12 protein-coding genes are annotated in these 13874 nt (G+C 68.3%); 4 read left to right on the top strand and 8 right to left on the bottom strand.

All coding sequences use genetic code 11. The annotated features are described in order from the left end of the window. Positions 1 to 253: 253 nt before the first annotated feature. From ACSQ86_RS24505 to ACSQ86_RS24485, 5 genes are all read right to left on the bottom strand, one after another. The gene (locus tag ACSQ86_RS24505) at positions 254 to 1660 is read right to left on the bottom strand and encodes a sigma 54-interacting transcriptional regulator (protein ID WP_093104073.1); all 1407 of its coding nucleotides are present in this window, start codon (positions 1658 to 1660) and stop codon (positions 254 to 256) included. Then, positions 1657 to 2274, bottom strand: a complete 618-nt coding sequence (locus ACSQ86_RS24500) for a hypothetical protein (protein ID WP_436305427.1) — start codon at positions 2272 to 2274, stop codon at positions 1657 to 1659. Before ACSQ86_RS24500 ends, ACSQ86_RS24505 begins: the two co-directional genes overlap by 4 nt. Before the next feature lie 70 nt (positions 2275 to 2344). Then, positions 2345 to 3772, bottom strand: coding sequence for a sensor histidine kinase (locus ACSQ86_RS24495; RefSeq protein ID WP_436293603.1), 1428 nt, complete (start codon positions 3770 to 3772; stop codon positions 2345 to 2347). Then, positions 3772 to 5142 (bottom strand): tRNA (N6-isopentenyl adenosine(37)-C2)-methylthiotransferase MiaB, encoded by a 1371-nt coding sequence (gene miaB / locus ACSQ86_RS24490; RefSeq protein ID WP_436309728.1) that lies wholly within the window; start codon positions 5140 to 5142, stop codon positions 3772 to 3774. Before miaB ends, ACSQ86_RS24495 begins: the two co-directional genes overlap by 1 nt. A 101-nt stretch (positions 5143 to 5243) precedes the next feature. Next, complete coding sequence (locus ACSQ86_RS24485; RefSeq protein WP_093104079.1) at positions 5244 to 5714, bottom strand: hypothetical protein; 471 nt, start codon at positions 5712 to 5714, stop codon at positions 5244 to 5246. 220 nt (positions 5715 to 5934) lie between these two features. On the opposite strand from ACSQ86_RS24485, the gene ACSQ86_RS24480 reads away from it, so the two are divergent. The 4 genes from ACSQ86_RS24480 to ACSQ86_RS24465 are packed head-to-tail and all read left to right on the top strand — an operon-like array spanning position 5935 to position 11383. Beyond that, complete coding sequence (locus tag ACSQ86_RS24480; protein WP_436305425.1) at positions 5935 to 7188, top strand: efflux RND transporter periplasmic adaptor subunit; 1254 nt, start codon at positions 5935 to 5937, stop codon at positions 7186 to 7188. Continuing rightward, positions 7185 to 10337, top strand: a complete 3153-nt coding sequence (locus tag ACSQ86_RS24475; RefSeq protein ID WP_436305424.1) for an efflux RND transporter permease subunit — start codon at positions 7185 to 7187, stop codon at positions 10335 to 10337. The genes ACSQ86_RS24480 and ACSQ86_RS24475 overlap by 4 nt, the downstream gene beginning before the upstream one ends. 54 nt (positions 10338 to 10391) lie before the next feature. Beyond that, on the top strand, positions 10392 to 10955 hold the full coding sequence (locus tag ACSQ86_RS24470) for a hypothetical protein (RefSeq protein WP_436310323.1): 564 nt from the start codon (positions 10392 to 10394) through the stop codon (positions 10953 to 10955). Then, the gene (locus ACSQ86_RS24465) at positions 10838 to 11383 is read left to right on the top strand and encodes a GSU2403 family nucleotidyltransferase fold protein (protein ID WP_436309727.1); all 546 of its coding nucleotides are present in this window, start codon (positions 10838 to 10840) and stop codon (positions 11381 to 11383) included. Before ACSQ86_RS24470 ends, ACSQ86_RS24465 begins: the two co-directional genes overlap by 118 nt. A 29-nt stretch (positions 11384 to 11412) precedes the next feature. Here ACSQ86_RS24465 and ACSQ86_RS24460 read toward each other — a convergent pair whose 3' ends face one another. From ACSQ86_RS24460 to ACSQ86_RS24450, 3 genes are read right to left on the bottom strand one after another with little or no spacing between them, the layout of a single operon-like run. Further along, on the bottom strand, positions 11413 to 12354 hold the full coding sequence (locus tag ACSQ86_RS24460; RefSeq protein ID WP_436309726.1) for an alpha/beta hydrolase family protein: 942 nt from the start codon (positions 12352 to 12354) through the stop codon (positions 11413 to 11415). Next, positions 12347 to 13153 carry an alpha/beta fold hydrolase gene (locus ACSQ86_RS24455; protein WP_436305420.1) on the bottom strand — a complete coding sequence of 269 codons (807 nt, stop codon included), beginning with the start codon at positions 13151 to 13153 and terminating at the stop codon, positions 12347 to 12349. Before ACSQ86_RS24455 ends, ACSQ86_RS24460 begins: the two co-directional genes overlap by 8 nt. Next, positions 13150 to 13869 carry a 4'-phosphopantetheinyl transferase family protein gene (locus ACSQ86_RS24450; RefSeq protein ID WP_436305419.1) on the bottom strand — a complete coding sequence of 240 codons (720 nt, stop codon included), beginning with the start codon at positions 13867 to 13869 and terminating at the stop codon, positions 13150 to 13152. Before ACSQ86_RS24450 ends, ACSQ86_RS24455 begins: the two co-directional genes overlap by 4 nt. Positions 13870 to 13874 lie beyond the last annotated feature (5 nt).

Raw genomic sequence — 13874 nt, 5'->3', positions numbered from 1 at the left:
GGAAAACTGCTTTTGACGCAGGCCGTCGCGCTGCGGACGCAGTGCGAAAGATGGGCTGTTGTGTGCTGTCATGCCTCTACAGGGGCAAACCCTGTGCCAGCATGGAAAAACGCTTTCAGATCAAGCGCTTAGATCGCTTCGGTGGCCTTTCGACTGACCGTGAACCCCGCGAGGGCTCCAAAACCCCCGAATTTGTCGCCGAATCCCGACAAGCTCTGGAGTAGCACTGAGGATGTTCAATCGAATCAACGACTTAGCTGCGTCGCTCGTCGGCGACAGGATCGCCGCCGGGCGACGCCGCGTCGGCCTTGAAGTGGCCGGGCGTGAGTTCGTGCTTCTGCAGCAGCCGGTAGAACTCGGTGCGGTTGCGGTCGGCCAGGCGCGCCGCGTCGGCCACGTTGCCGTCGGTCAGCTTGAGCAGGCCGACCAGGTAATCGCGCTCGAAACGCTGCTTGGCTTCGGCGTAGGTCTGGACCTCGACGCTCGGCACGCGCAGTGCGCGCTGCACCAGCGCCAGCGGGATCAGCGGCGAGCTCGAAAGCGCGCAGACCTGCTCGACCACGTTGAACAGCTGCCGCACATTGCCCGGCCACGAGGCGGTGGTCAGCGCCTTCAGCGCCTCGGGCGCGAAGCCGGAGAGGCGCTTGCCGTACTTGGTCGAGAGCCGCTGGAGGAAATGGTTGGCCAGAAGCGGAATGTCTTCGCGCCGCGCCGCGAGCGTCGGCAGGTTCAGCGTGACGACATTGAGCCGGTAATAGAGATCTTCCCGGAACTGCCCGGCTTCCATGGCCGCATCGAGATCGCGGTGGGTGGCGGAGATGATCCGCACATCGACCGTGATCGACTGGGTTGCGCCCACCGGCCGCACCGCGCGCTCCTGCAGCACCCGCAGCAGCTTGACCTGCAGGGCCGGCGGCATGTCGCCGATCTCGTCGAGCAGCAGCGTACCGCCGTCGGCCTGCTGGAACAGGCCCTTGTGGTTGGCGACCGCGTCGGTGAAAGCGCCCTTCATGTGGCCGAAGAGCTCCGACTCCAGCAGCGCCTCGGGGATGGCCCCGCAATTGACCGCCACGAAGGGCTTGTCGGCACGCGCGCTGGCGCGGTGGATGGCACGCGCCAGCAGCTCCTTGCCGGCGCCGCTGTCGCCGCGCAGCAGCACGCTGGCGTCCGACTTGGCCACCATGCGGGCCTCGGCCAGCAGCTCGGACATGCGGTTGCTCCGGCTCACGATCTCCGAGCGCCAGCTTTCGTCGCCGCCCTTGCCGCTGCCGGTCGTCGGCGCGCCGAGCGCCAGCGCCTGGGCGATCTTGTCGAGCAGCTCGCGCGCGTCGTAGGGCTTGGTCAGGTAGGTGAAGACGCCGCGCGCCGTGGCCTCGACCGCGTCGGGAATGGTGCCGTGCGCGGTCAACAGGATCACCGGCAGCGTCGGATGGCGCTTGCGGATCTCGTCGAACAGCGCCAGGCCGTCGCGGCCCGGCAGCCGCACGTCGCTCAGGACCAGCTGCGGATGCTCGATCTCGAGCTGCGTCAGCGCCGATTCCGCCGAGGTCACGGCCGTGACCTGGTAGCCGGCCCCGGTGAGCCGCATCGACAGCAGCCGCAGCATGTCCGCGTCGTCGTCGACGACGAGGAGGCGGGCGCCGCTGCTGCTGTTGCTCATGGTGCGGGCTTGGGCGTGCTCGGCACCGGGGCCGCCGGTGGCGGGCTGTTGGGCCGTGAAAAGCTGCGCTCGATCGCGCGCAGCGCCTCGATGCGGTCGTTCAACTGGTCGATGCGCCGCTGGCTGTCGCGCAGCTGTTGGGCCTGCCGTTCGCGGTCGTCCTCGACGCGGCGCTGCTCCTGGTAGCGGGCAGCGAGCGCGCGGGCCAGCGGCTGCAAGGGCTGGGCATCGGCCGAGGGGTTGGCGGCCACGCGCTGCATCAGGCCGATGGCGCGTACGAGGTCGGCCGGAACGCGGGTCTGCGCCAGAACCAGCGCGACCTGCATCTGCGTCAGGGGGACGTCGCCGGGCTCGCCGAGGCGCGCGAGTTCGCCCGCGAGTTCGTTGCCGCCGAGCGGCCGCACCCTGTCGGCGTAGGCGAGCAGGGCGGCCACCGGGCCCTGCGTGAGCTGCGTGAACACCAGGGCCGGCTGCGTGGCCGGAGCCATCGGCTCGGCTTCGACCGGCATGACGGGCGGGGGCGGCGGCGGCGCGGGCACCACGGCGACGGCTTCGGCCGGCGGCTTGGGAGGTGCGCTGCACGCGGCGAGCAGCATCGGCACGACGAGCGTCATGACGAAAGCGGATCTGCGGACGATCGGAGAAAAAAGCATGGGTCGGAAGTAGCGCGTGGAGCGGCAGAGTTCAGGCGGAGCGCGGCAGTTCGATGCGGAAGCGTGCGCCGGGCCCCTCCGGCAGCAGCGTGATGCGGCCGCCATGAGCCGCAATGTACTCCTGCACGATCGACAGCCCGATCCCGGTGCCCTTGACCGAATGCTGGGGTTGCCGCTCGCCGCGGAAGAAAGGTTCGAAGATGCGGTCGCGATCGCCCTCGGCGATGCCGGGGCCGGCGTCCTCGATGTCGATGCGCGCGGTGTCGGCCGTGCTCGAGACGGCGATCGCGATGGTGCCTCCGCGAGTCGAAAAACGGATCGCGTTCGACAGCAGGTTGGCCAGCGCGGTGCCCAGCTTCACCGGGTCCACCACCACTGCGATCGGCTCGCCTTCCGCCCGCACCGTGAGGCCGTTGGCCTGCCACTGCAGGCGCTGGGCCTCGATCTGTTCCTCGATCAGCGGCAACAGCGGCGTGCGCTGGCGGCGCAGCTCGCGCGCCTCGAAGGCCGCCGCGTTGAAGCGCAGCAAGGCCTCGATCTGTCCCTGCAGCGCGATGGTGTTCTGCTGCAGGATCTGCGCGACCTCGCGCTGCGCCGGGTTCAAGGCGCCGGTCACGCCGTCTTCCAGCAGCGAGACGCCTTCGCGCAGCGCGGCCAGCGGTGTCTTGAGTTCATGCGACACGTGACGCAGGAAGCGTGCCTTGTCGGCGTCCAGCTCGGTGAGCCGCAGCCGCAGCCATTCGAGTTGCTGCGATACGCGGCGCACGTCGGCCGGGCCGCGGATATCGATCGGCTCGTCGAGCCGATTTTCCCCGAGCCCGACGATGGCGTGCTCCAACCGCTTGAAGGGCCGCGCCAGCCAGATGCCGAAGGCGAGCGCGAGCGATACCGCCAGCGCGCTGGCGGCCAGCACCTCGCGCATCAGCCGCCGGCGCGCGTTCTCGATGCGCTGCGCGAGCGCGTTGTTCTGCGTCTCGATCAGGAACTGGACCTGCTGCGCGATGTTGGTGTTCAGCGCGTCGAGGTCTCGGAATTGCATCGCCATCGAGCTCTCGCGCGCAAGCGCGGTCTCGGGAGCGCCGCCCATCAGGCCCTCGATCACGCTCATCTGGGCCCGCCACTGGTCGGGGCCGGCGGACGGCAGGCCGTTGACGCCGAGGCGATCGAGCACGTGGCGGGCGTCGCGCGCGGCCTCGTCGAAACGGCGGCGCAGCACCGCATCGTTGAGCACCAGCGACTGGCGCCCCGCGCGCTCCATCGCGGCGCTGCGCTCGGCCAGGGACTGCGCCGCGCCCGACAGCGTGAGGGCGCGCGCGGCCGCGTCGCGGCTCTGCGTCACCAGCGCGTCGTACTGGAACACCGAACGCAGCGCGACGCCCACGAGCAGCGCCGTGATCAGCAGGAACGCGAACAGCAGCAGCTGCCGGAACGAGCCGCGCGCCGACTTCAGTTTCGCCATCAGGCCGCCGGCACCGCGGCTTCGCGGGCCGATGCCTGGGGCGATTCGGCGGTCGGGACCTCGCCGCGCAGCGTGTAGGCCAGCGAGCGGGTGATGCGCACGTCGATCATGCGGCCGACCAGCCGCGCATCGCCTTCGAAATTGACCACCCGGTTGCACTCGGTGCGGCCCATCAGCTCGTGCGCATCCTTGCGCGAAGGTCCTTCGACCAGCACGCGCTGCAGCGTGCCGACGTGGCTTTCGCCGAAGCGCTTGACGTTGCCGTCGATCACGGCCTGCAGCCGCTGCAGCCGTGCGAGCTTGACCGCATGCGGCGTGTCGTCGGGCAGGGCGGCCGCCGGCGTGCCGGGGCGCGGGCTGAAGATGAAGCTGAAGCTGTTGTCGAACTCGAGATCGTCGATCAGCTTCATCATCTTGTCGAAATCGGCATCGGTCTCGCCCGGGAAGCCGACGATGAAGTCGCTGCTGAGCGAAAGGCCGGGGCGGATGGCGCGCAGCTTGCGCACCGTGCTCTTGTATTCCATCGCCGTGTAGCCGCGCTTCATCGCCATCAGGATGCGGTCGCTGCCGTGCTGCACCGGCAGGTGCAGGTGGCTCACGAGCTGCGGCACGCGGGCATAGGCCTCGATCAGCCGCGGCGTGAACTCGTTCGGGTGGCTGGTGGTGTAGCGGATGCGCTCGATGCCGGGAATCTCCGCGATGTATTCGATGAGCAGGGCGAAGTCGGCGATCTCCGCTGTGCCGCCCATCCTGCCGCGGTAGGCATTGACGTTCTGGCCCAGCAGCGTGACTTCGCGCACGCCCTGGTCGGCCAGGCCCGCGACCTCGACCAGCACGTCGTCGAGCGGGCGGTTCACTTCCTCGCCGCGCGTGTAGGGCACCACGCAGTAGCTGCAGTACTTGGAGCAGCCTTCCATGATCGAGACGAAGGCGGTCACGCCCTCGACCCGCGCCGGCGGCAGGTGGTCGAACTTCTCGATCTCGGGGAAGCTGATGTCGACCTGCGGCCGGCCTTCGCGCTCGCGCTGGTTCAGCATCTCGGGCAGGCGGTGCAGGGTCTGCGGGCCGAAGACCACGTCGACGTAGGGCGCACGCGCGATGATGGCCGCGCCCTCCTGGCTCGCCACGCAGCCGCCGACGCCGATCTTCACGCCGCGGGCCTTGAGATGCTTGACGCGGCCCAGGTCGGAGAACACCTTCTCCTGCGCCTTCTCGCGCACCGAGCAGGTGTTGAAGAGGATCAGGTCGGCCTCGTCCACGTTGGTGGTCGGCTCGTAGCCCTGGGCGGCGTGCAGCACGTCGGCCATCTTGTCCGAGTCGTACTCGTTCATTTGGCAGCCGAAGGTCTTGATGAAAACTTTGGGGGTCATGGGGTGCTCCCGGTGAGGTCCGGTTGGCCTTGCTCTTTCGTCATGGCGCGCCTGGCCGGCGGCAAGGCGGCCGGGCCCTGGCGTCGAAGGCGGGCGCTTTTCTACTGCCCGTAGCGGGGCAGCTGGTCAAACGGCGTCTTGCCGTCGTCGCGCGGGCCGGTGTCGGCCACGAAGGGCCAGAAGTTCAGAAGCGGCTTCTCTGCCGATTCGCGCTTGGCCTGCGCCTCCTCGGGCGTGAGGATCCAGACTTCGCGCACCAGGCCGGCGGCATCGCGCGTGTAGTTGACCAGCAGGTTCTGGCCGGTGATGGAGGCCGGCATCACCAGCATGTGCTGGGCGCTGCGGATGCGCGCGCCCGGCGAGAGCCGCTCGGGCTGGCCGTCGAGCTGGATCTCGGGCGGGTTCACCACCATGAATTTGCCGCGCAGCGTGCCGACGGGGAAATTGCGGCCGCCTGCGGCGGCTTCGTTCTGGGTTTGCGGCACGGGCGCGTCCTGGGCCCAGGCGGGCGCCATTACTGCGCCGAGCGCTACTAAAATGAGAGCATTCCAGGGGGTGATGCAGCGGTTCATGGTGTTCATCCAGAGGCTGTGGGAGCGGGGATTCTAGCGGCCCGTTCCCTGTCGGCCCACGCCGGAGCCGCGTCCATGGCGTGCGGTCCCTCATGGTCGCTTTACTTATCTTTACGGGGGTGATGGACTCTTGCAGTGCACCCCTGCTCCAATGGTTGCTGTCAGGTAAAAGTGCACCCACTGCGCCTGCGATCCGCCCACGATCCAACGTATACGCCCCATGAAGAAGAACCTCGTCCTCACCTTTGCGGGCGTGTTGATCGTCGCCGCCGCAGCCGGCACCTGGTGGTGGTCCGGCGCCAAGACGCGCAGCGCGCCAGAGGCCGGCGCGCCGACCGCGGGCAAGGGTGCGGCGCCCAACGGGGGCGCGGTGGCGCTGGTCACGCTGGCCGCCGCGCAGCGGCAGGACGTGCCGGTCACGGTGCAGGTCAACGGCAGCGTGGTTTCTCTCAACAGTGTGGACCTGCGCCCGCAGGTGACCAACACGGTGCGCGAGGTGCATGTGAAGGAAGGGCAGTTCGTGAAGGAGGGCCAATTGCTCTTCACGCTCGACGACCGTCCCGACCAGGCCAACCTCGCCAAGGCGCGGGCGCAGCAGCAGAGGGACGAGGCCACGATGGCCGATCTCGAGCGCCAGCACAAGCGCAGCCAGGAGCTCGTGGCGCAGAACTTCATCGCCAAGGCTGCGGCCGACGCGACGCTGTCGCAGCTCGAGGCGCAGCGCGCCGCGGTGGCGGCCGATCGCGCGGCGGTGCAATCGGCGCAGGTGGCGCTGGGCTATGCGACGCTGCGCGCCCCGATCGCCGGGCGCATCGGCGCCGTCAACATCTATCCGGGCACGCTGGTGCAGCCCAGCCTGTCGCTGGTCACGATCACGCAGCTCGACCCGATCGCGGTGAGCTTCCCGGTGCCCGAAGGAAAGCTGCAGGACCTGCTGGCCGCGGCCCGTTCGCACACGCCGGTCGAGGCGCTCGTGACCGGGCGCAAGGCGCCGATGAAGGGCGCGCTGAATTTCGTCGACAACACGGTCGACCCGCTGATCGGTACGGTGCGCGCCAAGGCGGTGTTCGACAACGCCGACCAGGGCCTCTGGCCCGGCCAGTTCGTCGAGACCCGCGTCACCGTGCGCACCATCGAGGGCGCGACGGTGGTGCCGGCGGCCGCGATCATGATGCTGACCGAGGGCAGCTCGGTCTACGTGGTCGATGCCAACAAGACGGCCGCGCGCCGCAAGGTCGAGACGCTCCACAGCTTCGGCACGCAGGTCGCGGTGCGCGGCGTCGAGCCGGGCGAGCAGGTGGTCATCGAAGGCAAGCAGAACGTGCGTCCCGGCGGCAAGGTGCGCCTCGACGCAGCGGCCACGCCACAGCAACAGCAGCGGCCCGGCGGCACGACGCCCGAGGCCACGCCCGGCAGCGCGGCCTCGGTCGCGCCCTCCAACGCCAGCCTGGTCGCGGAGCGGGAGCGCTCATGAACATCTCCGAGCTTTGCATCCGTCGTCCGGCGATGACGGTGCTGCTCTCTGCCGCCGCGGTGGTGGCCGGCATCTTTGCCTATTTCCAGATCCCGGTCGCGGCGCTGCCGAGCTACAACACGCCGGTCATCAACGTCAACGCGCAGCTGCCGGGCGCCAGTCCGGACACCATGGCTTCCTCGGTCGCGCTGCCGCTCGAAAAACAGTTCTCCACCATCCCCGGGCTGCAGATCATCAGCTCGGTCAACACCCAGGGCGTGACCTCGATCACGCTCGAGTTCGTGAGCAGCCGCGACATCGATGCGGCCGCGGTCGACGTCCAGGCTGCGCTGCTGCGCGCGCAGCGGCAGCTGCCGATCGAACTCACCCAGCTGCCGTCCTATCGCAAGGTCAACCCGGCCGACGCGCCGGTGCTGTTCATCGCGATGGTGTCGCAGTCGATGAGCCCGGCCGAGCTCAACGACTATGCCGAGAACCTGATCTCGCCGACGCTGTCGACCATCGACGGCGTGGCCCAGGTCGTGGTCTACGGGCGCAAGGCCTTCGCGGTGCGCGTCAAGGCCAACGCCGACCTGCTCAACGCGCGCAACATCACGCTCGACGAGCTGGCCGACGCGGTGCGCTCGGCCAATGCCAATACCCCGGTCGGCGTGCTCGACGGCCCGCGCCAGACGCTCACGATCCAGGCCAACGAGCAACTGATGAAGGCCGCCGACTTCGCCAAGCTGATCGTCGGCCAGCGCAATGGGGCGCCGGTGCGTCTGGACGAGGTCGCAACCGTCGAAGACAGCTTCGAGTCGGTCAAGACCGGGAGCAGCTTCAACGGCCAGAACTCGATCTCGCTGGCGGTGCAGCGGCAGCCCAACGCCAACACGGTGCAGGTGGTGGACGCAGTGCGCGCGCTGATGCCGCGCTTCAAGGAAGAGCTGCCGCAGTCGGTCGAGATCAACATGGTCAACGACCGCTCGATCTCGATCCGCGAGGCCGTGCACGACGTGCAGCTGACGCTGCTCGGCACCGTGCTGCTGGTGGTGCTGGTGATCTTCCTGTTCCTGCACCGCGTGGTGGCCACGCTGATTCCGGCCGCCACGATCCCGATCTCGCTGATCGGCGCGGTGGCGCTGCTCGCCGCCTTCGGCTACAGCCTGGACAACGTGTCGCTGCTGGGCATCACGCTGGCGGTCGGGCTGGTGGTGGACGACGCGATCGTGGTGCTCGAGAACATCATGCGCTACGTCGAGAAGGGCATGGAGCCGATGGCCGCCGCGCTGCGCGGCGCGCGCGAGGTGGGCTTCACCATCATCTCGATCTCGATCTCGCTGGTGGCGGTGTTCATCCCGATCTTCTTCATGCCGGGCGTGATCGGCCTGCTGTTCCACGAGTTCGCGGTGGTGGTGGGCCTCGCGGTCATGGTCTCGGCCGTGGTGTCGCTCACGCTGGTGCCGATGCTCGCGAGCCGGCTGCTCCGGCATACGCCGCGTGCCCACGGCGCCCTGGACCATGAGGAAGGCCACCCGGAGCCGGGCACTGCAATCGGGCGCGGCTTCGAGCGGGGCTACCGCTGGGTCCACGGCAGCTACCTGCGCTCGCTCGACTGGACACTGCATCATCGCAAGCTCATGCTGGTCGTCGCCGCATCGACCTTCGCGCTGACGGCGTGGCTGTTCATCGTCATCCCGAAGGGCTTCTTCCCGGAGGAAGATATCGGGCAGATCTTCATCACGACCGAAGCCGCCGAGGACATCTCGTTCCCGGCGATGAAGGTCTTGCAGGATCGCGTGGCCGAGGCCGTACAGGCCGATCCGAACGTGGCCTATGTCAACTCCTTCGTCGGCGTCGGCGGTTCGAGCTCCACGCAGAATGCCGGCCGATTGTTCGTGGTGCTCAAGCCGCGCAAAGAACGCGCCGCCATGGCGCAGGTGATGGAGTCCCTGCGCACGCGCTTTCGCGAGATCGCGGGCATCACCGCCTACATGCAGCCGCTGCAGAACCTGCGCCTGGGCGGCCGGCAGAGCAAGGCGCGCTTCCAGTACACGCTGCAAAGCGTGAGCGCCGGCACCATGAACGTCTGGGCCGACCGGCTGATGGAGCGCATGCGCGCCGACCCGGCCTTCCGCGACGTGACCAGCGATTCGCAGAACCGCGGCCTTCAGGCCACCATCGACATCGACCGCGACAAGGCCGGCGTGCTCGGCGTCGAGGTCGGCGACCTGCGCACCGCGCTCTACAACGCCTATGGCGACCGGCAGATCGGCAGCATCTACGGCCCCAGCAACACCTACCAGGTGATCCTCTCGGCGGCCGACGACGACCGCCAGTTCGAGGAGGACATGACACGCCTCTCGGTGCGCAACAAGGCCGGGCAGCTGGTGCCGCTGTCGGCCTTTTCGACGGTCAAGCGCACCGTCGGCCCGACCTCGGTCAACCACCAGGGGCAGCTGCAGGCCGTGACGGTGTCCTTCAACCTCGCGCCCGACGTGCCGCTGGGCAATGCGACCGCCAAGGTCGACCAGTTCAAGGCCGAGCTCAAGATGCCGGCCTCGATCATCACGAGCTACGGCGGCGACGCTGCGGTGTTCCAGAGCTCGCAGGCCAGCCAGGCGGTGCTGCTGATCCTGGCCGTGCTGGTGATCTACGTGCTCCTGGGCGTGCTCTACGAGAGCTACATCCATCCGCTGACCATCCTGGCCGGCCTGCCTTCGGCGGCGGTCGGGGCGCTGTTGTCGCTCAAGCTCTTCGGCTTCGACCTGACGCTGATCGCGACCATCGGCATCCTGCTTCTGATCGGCATCGTCAAGAAGAACGCGATCATGATGATCGACTTCGCGCTCGATGCGCAGCGCACCCAGGGCATGCAGCCGGTCGATGCGATCCGCGAGGCCTGCCGGCTGCGCTTCCGCCCGATCATGATGACCACGCTGGCGGCCATGATGGGTGCACTGCCGCTCGCGCTGGGCCTGGGCGCCGGCGCCGAACTGCGCCAGCCGCTGGGCGTGGCGGTGGTCGGCGGGCTGATCTTCTCGCAGGTGATCACGCTCTACATCACGCCGGCGATCTACCTCGCGCTGGACCGCTACAGCGGCAGCGGGCCGATGCAGGAGCTGCCTGAGGAAAAGCTGGCGCACGTGGCGCCGGGGGCGGCTGGATAGCGCCGCGGGGAGCCATCCGCCCTGGCCGGCCCAGTCTCGTAGCCGCCATCTAAGTTGTTGATTTATATCGATTCACCGCATCAATTCAGATTTCTGTATTTTTGCGGTGATGAACTACCTCCCCCTTCCCGACAACGCGGCCGCCAGGTCATCGACTCGATGACCGTCTTCGGCGAGTTTCGACGCGTCAAGCGCCAGGTCGAGGCCTACGCCGGCAGCATGTATTGGAAGCGGGAGGGAGCGTATGAGTACTTGGTGAAGACCAAGCCGCGCCGCCGCATCCAAGAGCGGCTGGGCGCCCGCTCGGAGCAAACCGAACGCACCTTCATGGAGTACATATCGCGTAAGAAGGCGCTCGAGTCGCGCTTGCAATCGCTGCGTGAAGCGCTCACCGAGGCTGAGCCCATGAACAAGGCGCTGAAGACGGGCCGTACCCCTGATCTGGTCGTTCGGCTGCTTCAGGCGCTTGAGATGCAGGGCTGTTCAAGCACTTTACCGTCGTGGGCACATACGCCTTGTATGCCTACGAAACGGCCGCGAGTGTTCGCGTCGCGCCGGGCGCACTGGCCACGCAAGACGTCGACCTGTTGTGGGATGCGCGCAGGGTGCAATTCATGACTGACCTCGAGCAGTCGGACTCCTCGGTACTGAAGGTGCTCAAGAGAGCCGACCCGAGCTTCGAGCGCAAGGAAGGGCACAACAAAACGGCCATCAACGCCCGTGGCTTCGAAGTCGACTTCCTGCGTCGCCAACCCGTGGAGGATGACCCTCACCCTTTCCGGTTCTCTGCCGACGAAGGCGACCTGTGGCCGGTCCAGGCTGTCCGCGCGTCGGTACTCACGAGCGCACCGCGCTTCGAGCACGTGGTCATTTCGCCCACTGGCCGCATGGCGCTCATGAGCACTATCGCGCCGGCGACCTTCGTGGAGTTCAAGCGCTGGCTGGCAGAAGCGGCTCTGCAGCGCGAGGTCGCCAAGCGCCGCCGCGACCGATTGCAGGCGGACATCGTGCAGGACTTGCTGGACCAAGGACTGCTGGTGGTCTGAGCACCGGAAACGGACGAAGAAGGGGGCGTTCAATGCACCGGATCGCGCTGCCAGGCCGCGGCGCTGCGCGCTGCGCCCGCATGCGTGCCGGCGCGACCCGTTGCAGCGGAATGGGCCGAGGCCGTACCGCCATGCGTCACGCGCAGCGCCCAATCGCACACCACCTTCATGAAGATCTGCTGCGAGGCCATCGAGGTGAGGCTGTGGTCGATCTCGCCGATGAACTCGTATTCGAACTGCTGCATGAAGGGCTCGTCGGCAAAGGGCCCCAACTGGTCGCGGTGGCGGTCCGTCACGTGCATGGTGCCGGTGTAGAAAAGCAGCACCGCCACGTTGCGCTCCGCCAGCTGCGTCATCGAGCGGCGGAACAGCGCGGCCGTGACCTCCGGCGGTTCGGGCTCGAAGATGCTGGGCGAGGCGGCGGCCGCGGCGCTGGCCGAGAACTTGCGCTGCAGCCAGCGCACCGTCTTGCCGATCACGGCCGGATTGGTCGGCACCGCCAGCGCGCGGTGCAAGGTGCGCTCCCAGCGCGCGCGGCGGCCGGGGAAGGCGTAGCCGTCGAACATCAGGAGCCCGATCACGCGCGCATCGGCAACGGCGAGCGAAAGCCCGTTGGTGGCGCCCGAGCACAGGCCGATCGCAATGAAGCGTCGGATGCCGAGCATGGTCTGGATCAGGTTCATCGCCGCCTGCAGATCGAACACCGCCTGCGTGAGGAAATGCTCGGAGCCGCCGGCCGGGCCGCTGTCGCCCAGGCCCGCGAGGTCGAAGCGGATGCTGCTGATGCCGCGTGCGGCCATCTGCCGCGCCAGCTTCACGTTGATGCGCCGAGGCCCGATCCGGTGGTTCGCGCCCATGTTGAGCATGAGGCAGGCGACGGGCGCCAGCGAGCCCTCTGAGGGCGTCGTGATGACGCCGATCAGCGAGCCGTCGGGCCCGAACTGGACGGGGATTTCCTTGTAGTCATTCATGGACTTCTGCCAGCAAGCGTTGCAGGGCCTCGGTGGGGACCATCGCGTTATTGGGATGCGGATCGGAGGTCCAGATCAGGGGATGCTGGAACGGCGTGACGCGCAGCGGCATGTGGCGGGCCGTCTCCTTGCCCGCCCATTGATGGGCAATATGGTCATCGGCATCGGCGAGCACCACCGTTTCGTGCAGCGCCGTGAGCTGCAGGGCTTCCGGGCCGAGCGCACGCAACTGCTGGCGCAGGATCGGCGACACGCCGAAGCCGAAGATCTCGTCGGTGAAGGAATCGCCGTCCTTCGCCAGCCGGCGCCGCCATGCCGGGTCAGGCACGCAGAAGGAACGTTCGAGCGCATCCACGTGGCCGGCGCGCAGCTCCTCGACGTAGCGCGCACCGTCGACGATCGGGTCCCACAGGATCAGCCGGGCCGGATCGCAGCGCCCACTCTTGGCCGCCAGCACCGCCAGCGCGGCGCCCAGGCGCGCGCCGAGCCAAACGATGCGCCGGCTGCCGGCGCGGCGCCGCAACTCCTCGTGCGCGGTGCAGACGTCGCGCCGCCAGCCTTCGAGATCGCCGTCGGTGTCCTCGCCGGGCGAATCGCCGCTGCCGTGGTAGTCGAAGCGCAGCACCGCCACGCCGGAACGCGCGAGCCGGTCGGACAGCACGCGGAACAGGCGATGCGCGCGGACCGCCTCCTGCCCGAGGGGCGGGCAGATCAGCACCGCGATGCCGCTCTCGCGCTCAGGCGAATGGAAGAGCCCGAAGAGCTGCCGCGAGGCTGGGCCGAAGAGCATCGGAGTCATGCGTAAGTCTCGCTTTCGACGGCGGGCAGGCGCTGTACGACAACCGCCTCTTCGCATATCAGCACCCGTGCCACTGCACACAGGGCGCCCTGGACATCATGGAAGGAAGACAGCGCCAGGCGCACCACGCCATCGGCGGAGGTGATCTTCACTTCGCGCGAATCGGGCACCACGCCCACGTCGAAGCTGCGCGTGTCGACCGAGAGGCCCATGCCGGTGGCCTTCAGGCAGGCCTCCTTGCGGGTCCAGCAAGCGAGGAAGGCGCGGTCGCGCGCGCTGGGTTCGAGCTGGGCCAGCGCATGCCGCTCGGCCTCGGTGAAGTAGCTGGCGGCCAGCGCCGCTGCGTCCGGCATCGGGCGCAGCAGTTCGACATCGACGCCCACTTCGGCCTCGTCGCAGACCGCGATCAAGGCCACCGACTGGCTGTGGCTCAGGTTGAAGCGCAGCTGCGCATGCTCGACCAGCGTGGGCTTGCCGAAGGCGCCGTGGTCGAACTCCAGCAGGCTCGCGGGAATGCCGCATTGCGCGGACAGCGTCTCGCGCAGGGCTGCATGGGCGGCGACGAAACGGTTGCGGTCACGCCGGAAGACGAAGCGCCGGGCGCGCTCCCACTCGGCCTCCGACAAGGAAGCCACCGCCTGCGGCGCCGGCGTGGCGTCCAGGTCGACCTGCCAGAGGCGGCAATGTGCCGAGGAGGGGAGTTGTGTGATCGTCATGGTGG

Origin of the sequence: Variovorax sp. LjRoot130 (assembly GCF_964253755.1) — a bacterium.
GTDB lineage: Bacteria > Pseudomonadota > Gammaproteobacteria > Burkholderiales > Burkholderiaceae_C > Variovorax.
This window is presented reverse-complemented; position numbering and strand designations above follow the sequence as displayed.

What these genes read in the sequence shown, in the direction of transcription:
- ACSQ86_RS24505 (WP_093104073.1), bottom strand. Translation starts at nt 1,660, where the DNA reads ATGAGCAACAGCAGCAGCGGCGCCCGCCTCCTCGTCGTCGACGACGAC.
- ACSQ86_RS24500 (WP_436305427.1), bottom strand. Translation starts at nt 2,274, where the DNA reads ATGACGCTCGTCGTGCCGATGCTGCTCGCCGCGTGCAGCGCACCTCCC.
- ACSQ86_RS24495 (WP_436293603.1), bottom strand. Translation starts at nt 3,772, where the DNA reads ATGGCGAAACTGAAGTCGGCGCGCGGCTCGTTCCGGCAGCTGCTGCTG.
- miaB (WP_436309728.1), bottom strand. Translation starts at nt 5,142, where the DNA reads ATGACCCCCAAAGTTTTCATCAAGACCTTCGGCTGCCAAATGAACGAG.
- ACSQ86_RS24485 (WP_093104079.1), bottom strand. Translation starts at nt 5,714, where the DNA reads ATGAACCGCTGCATCACCCCCTGGAATGCTCTCATTTTAGTAGCGCTC.
- ACSQ86_RS24480 (WP_436305425.1), top strand. Translation starts at nt 5,935, where the DNA reads ATGAAGAAGAACCTCGTCCTCACCTTTGCGGGCGTGTTGATCGTCGCC.
- ACSQ86_RS24475 (WP_436305424.1), top strand. Translation starts at nt 7,185, where the DNA reads ATGAACATCTCCGAGCTTTGCATCCGTCGTCCGGCGATGACGGTGCTG.
- ACSQ86_RS24460 (WP_436309726.1), bottom strand. Translation starts at nt 12,354, where the DNA reads ATGAATGACTACAAGGAAATCCCCGTCCAGTTCGGGCCCGACGGCTCG.
- ACSQ86_RS24455 (WP_436305420.1), bottom strand. Translation starts at nt 13,153, where the DNA reads ATGACTCCGATGCTCTTCGGCCCAGCCTCGCGGCAGCTCTTCGGGCTC.
- ACSQ86_RS24450 (WP_436305419.1), bottom strand. Translation starts at nt 13,869, where the DNA reads ATGACGATCACACAACTCCCCTCCTCGGCACATTGCCGCCTCTGGCAG.